The sequence below is a fragment of the Streptomyces sp. ATLC9 genome (assembly GCF_057196705.1).
Genome location: NZ_JBXUOY010000359.1, coordinates 1 through 4524, shown reverse-complemented (window position 1 = coordinate 4524; position 4524 = coordinate 1). Strand labels below are relative to the sequence as shown.

The following is a 4524-nucleotide window of genomic DNA, read 5'->3' as shown; positions in this document are numbered from 1 at the left end:
GAGGACCGGGGCGGCCGGGCGGAGCGGGCCGTGCCGAACCCGGGCGAGGCGCCCGCCCCCGCTCCCGCCGCACTCGCCGACGCCCTCCGGCCGCTGCTGGAGGACGGGACCCTGGGCACGCTCCGCACCGCCTCGGTGATGGACGTGGCCACCGGCCGGGAGCTGTACGCCGCCAGGGCCGGCCGGGGCGTCGCACCCGCCTCCACCGTCAAGATCGCCACGGGGGTCGCCGCGCTGTCGGTCCTCGGGCCGGACCACCGCATCCCCACCCGGGTGGTGTGGGACGCGGACGGGAAGCGGGTCCTCCTGGTCGGCGGCGGCGACCCCACGGTCACCCCCGCCGCGCTGCGTCGGCTGGCCGACACCACCGCCCGGAAGCTTCGGGAGCGCGGCGTGGAACGGGTGGAACCGGCCTACGACACCTCGCTCTACTCCGGACCCGCCCGCCATCCGATCGGGCCGAACGAGAACATCGCGCCGGTCAGCGCGCTGATGATGAACGAGGGCCGCCTCGACGACAGCACCCGGGGGCCCGCCCCCCGCTCGGACGACCCGGCACGGGACGCCGCCGAGGTCTTCACCGACCGCCTGCGCGAGCGCGGTGTCGACGTCGGGCACCCGGGAAGCCCCGGGCGTGCCCGCGAAGCGCCGGGGGGCGCCGAGGAGCTGGCCGTCCACCGCTCCGCGCCGCTGGCGGAACTGGTCGAGCGGATGCTGCTCCACAGCGACAACGACATCGCCGAGGCCCTCTTCCGGCAGACCGCGGTGGCGCACGGAGAGCCCGCGAGCTTCTCCGGCGCCGGACGCGCGGTGCGCGCACAGCTGGCCGGACACGGCAGGGCGCTGCCGCTGAAGGGCGCCCGCTTCGCCGACGGCAGCGGGCTCGACCGGTCCGGCCGGGTCTCCGCCGGCCTGCTGGCCCGGTTGCTGGTCCTGGCGGCCGACCCCGCCCGCCCCGAGCTGCGTCCCGTGCTGACGGGACTGCCCGTGGCCCGCTTCAGCGGCACGCTCGGCGGTCGCTACGACGACGAGGCGACCCGTAACGGTGCGGGGCTGGTCCGCGCCAAGACCGGCACCCTGACCGGGGTCAACACCCTGGCGGGCACGGTCGTGGACGCCGACGGCAGACTCCTGGCCTTCGCGTTCACGGCCTCGGGCACCACCGACCGCCAGGGCGCCCACGAGGCCCTGGACCGCCTCGCCGCCACCCTGGCCAACTGCGGCTGCCGCTGACCGGTCAGGCGTGACGGGCCGCCCCGCGGGCACTCCTGCCCGGGCGCCCGTCCGCTCCCGTTCGGGCGCACCGGCACGTACGGTGAAGTCATGACGAGCCTCGGTGGTGTGGAGATGGTCGACTGGAATCTCGCGGTGGCGACCGCGACCCGGCTCGTGAGGCCCGGGCCCGAAGTGAGTCGTGAGGAGGCGCGGGAGGCCGTCGCCGAGCTGCGGCGGCATGCCTCGGCGGCCGAGGAGCACGTGCGCGGCTTCACGCGGATGGCCCCCGACGGCGCCGCGGACACCCCCGTGCTCGTCGTGGACCGGCCCGGCTGGATCCGGGCCAACGTGGCGGGCTTCCGCGAGCTGCTGTCGCCCCTGCTGGACAAGATGCGGGCGAGGCGCGACGGCGGCCCCGGCAACGCGGTGCTCGGCGCGGTCGGCGGCAAGGTGACCGGTGTCGAGGTCGGGATGCTGCTGTCCTTCATGGCCTCGCGCGTCCTGGGCCAGTACGAGACCTTCGCCCCGCCCACCCGCGATCTGCCGGGTGCTCCGGGCGAGGGCGGCGGACGGCTGCTGCTGGTCGCGCCGAACATCGTGCACGTCGAGCGCGAGCTGGACGTCGACCCGCACGACTTCCGGCTGTGGGTGTGCCTGCACGAGGAGACCCACCGCACCCAGTTCTCCGCCGTGCCGTGGCTGCGGGACCACATCGAGGGGGAGGTCCACGCCTTCCTCGGAGAGACCGACGTGGAGCCCTCCGCGCTGCTGGAGCGGCTGCGCGAGGCGTTCCAGTCGCTGGCCGGGAGCGGCCGTCCGGAAGCCGGGGACGACGGGGAGCAGGAGGGGGGACGCAGCCTCGTCGAGCTGGTGCAGACCCCGGCGCAGCGCGAGGTCCTCGGCCGCATCACCGCCGTGATGTCGCTGCTGGAGGGGCACGCGGACTACGTGATGGACGGTGTCGGGCCCCAGGTGGTCCCGTCGGTCGCGGAGATCCGCGAGAAGTTCCAGAAGCGCCGCGCGGCCGGCGCGGGCCGTCTCGACCAGGCGCTGCGCAAGCTTCTGGGCCTCGACGCCAAGCTGCGGCAGTACCGCGACGGCGAGCGGTTCGTGCGGGCGGTGGTGGACGAGGTCGGGATGGACGGCTTCAACCGCGTGTGGACATCCCCCAACACACTGCCCACCAGGACGGAGATCTCCGCTCCGGCGGAGTGGGTCGCGAGGGTGCACCGGAAAGCGGACTGATGACCGCCGAACGCCGAGACATTCACTCTTACGAGGGACCGTGGCCGGTCGGCGCGCGTGCGATGCTCAGGGACACAGCTCTTCTCTGTCACCATCGACGCACTCAGCGTAGTCATCGACTGCGCGGCCACGACTCCACGAGGAAGTGAACGGACATGGGTCCCCACCCCGCGGTCGCCGCGATACGCCTGGCGGTTCGCCGCATCCTCCGCGACGTGCTCCAGGACGCTCCTGACGGCCCCCGGGCCCCCGTCGGCCCCTCCACCCCGCACCGGCGCCCTCCGCTCGTACTCGTCGCCTGCTCCGGCGGCGCCGACTCGATGGCGCTCGCCTCCGCCCTCGCCTTCGAGGCCCCCCGTCTCGGCCTGCGGGCCGGGGGCCTCACCGTCGACCACGGCCTGCAGCCCGGCTCCGGCGACCGGGCCCGGGAGGTCGTCTCCCGTCTCACCGAACTCTCCCTCGAACCGGCCGAGGCCCTCGCCGTGGCCGTCGGCCGCGACGGCGGTCCCGAGGCCGCCGCCCGCACCGCCCGCTACACCGCCCTCGACGAGGCCGCCGACCGCCTCGGCGCCGTCGCGGTCCTCCTCGGCCACACCCGCGAGGACCAGGCCGAGACGGTGCTGCTCGGCCTGGCCCGGGGCTCCGGCACCCGCTCGCTGTCCGGAATGGCCGCCGTCTCCGGCTCGCCGGCCGGCCGCGACGGCGTCCGGCACCGCTATCTGAGGCCGTTCCTCGCCGTGGACCGGCAGATCACGCGCAAGGCGTGCATGGTGCAGTCGCTGCCGGTCTGGGACGACCCGCACAACGCCGATCCGGCCTTCACCCGCTCCCGGGTGCGTCACGACGCGCTGCCGGCCCTGGAGAAGGCGCTCGGCAGGGGTGTGGTCGAGGCCCTGGCCCGCACCGCGCAGCTCTCGCGGGACGACGCCGACGCCCTCGACGCCTGGGCCCGCGAGGCCGAACGGAAGGTCCGCGCGGAGCTTCCGCACTCCCCGCTGTCCCCGTGTTCCCTGCCGTCCCAGGCGTCCCAGGCGGAGGGCGGGGAGGGCGGCGGAGGCGGCGACACCGGCGACACCGGCGATGTCGTGAATGTCACGGATCTCGTGGGGAGGTCCGGATCGGCCCTCGACATCGCCGGGCTCGGCGGCCTGCCGCCCGCCGTCCGCCGGCGCGTGCTGCGCCGTGCGGCGGTCGCGGCCGGTTCCCCGGCGGGCTCGCTGTTCGCCCGCCACATCGAGGAGGTGGACCGGCTGGTCACCGGCTGGCACGGCCAGCGGGCCATCAGCCTGCCCGGCCGGGTGGCCGCCCGACGGCAGGGTGGCACACTGGTCATCCGGCAAGTGTGATCCCCGACCGAGAGCAGCAGGGTGGACGACAAGGACATGGGCGCCGACCTCAAGTCGGTGCTCATCACCAAGGAAGAGATCGACGCGAAGCTGGCCGAGCTGGCGGAGGCGATCGACGCGGAGTACGAGGGCGAGGACCTGCTCCTGGTCGGGGTTCTCAAGGGCGCGGTGATGGTCATGGCGGACCTCGCCCGTGCTCTGTCCTCACCGGTCACCATGGACTGGATGGCGGTGTCGTCCTACGGCGCGGGCACCCAGTCCTCCGGTGTGGTCCGCATCCTCAAGGACCTGGACACCGACATCAAGGGGCGGCACGTCCTGATCGTCGAGGACATCATCGACTCCGGCCTGACGCTGTCCTGGCTGCTGTCGAACCTCGGCTCGCGCGAGCCCGCCTCGCTGAACGTCTGCACCCTGCTGCGCAAGCCGGAGGCGGCGAAGGTGGCGATCGACGTGAAGTGGGTCGGCTTCGACATCCCCAACGAGTTCGTCGTCGGCTACGGGCTGGACTACGCGGAGAAGTACCGCAACCTGCCGTTCGTGGGGACGCTGGCGCCGCACGTCTACGGAGGCTGACGGGCCCGGGCGGACCCGGTGCGCCGTCCGGGAACGTTCGGGGGGTCCCCCGGCGTTGGAAGCGGCGGACGGGGGTGTTTCCCCGCCGCCGCCGGCGCCCCCCCCCCGCGTGGGTGCGGGCCGGGTTGTGGGGTTACGTGCC

Annotated in this window: 4 protein-coding genes; all 4 read left to right on the top strand. The window is 74.5% G+C overall.

All coding sequences use genetic code 11. The features are described from left to right. On the top strand, nt 1–1233 hold a 1233-nt coding region (gene dacB / locus AC2CJA_RS24545), incomplete at its 5' end, for a D-alanyl-D-alanine carboxypeptidase/D-alanyl-D-alanine endopeptidase (RefSeq protein WP_484604866.1). A 90-nt stretch (nt 1234–1323) separates the two neighbouring features. After that, complete coding sequence (locus AC2CJA_RS24540; RefSeq protein ID WP_484604865.1) at nt 1324–2460, top strand: zinc-dependent metalloprotease; 1137 nt, start codon at nt 1324–1326, stop codon at nt 2458–2460. A 155-nt stretch (nt 2461–2615) separates the two neighbouring features. Further along, a complete protein-coding gene (tilS, locus tag AC2CJA_RS24535; protein WP_484604864.1) occupies nt 2616–3806 on the top strand; it encodes a tRNA lysidine(34) synthetase TilS in 1191 nt (396 codons plus the stop codon). A 36-nt stretch (nt 3807–3842) separates the two neighbouring features. After that, entirely contained in the window at nt 3843–4382 is a 540-nt protein-coding gene (gene hpt / locus AC2CJA_RS24530) for a hypoxanthine phosphoribosyltransferase (RefSeq protein WP_484604867.1), read from the top strand. The last annotated feature ends 142 nt before the right edge of the window (nt 4383–4524 follow it).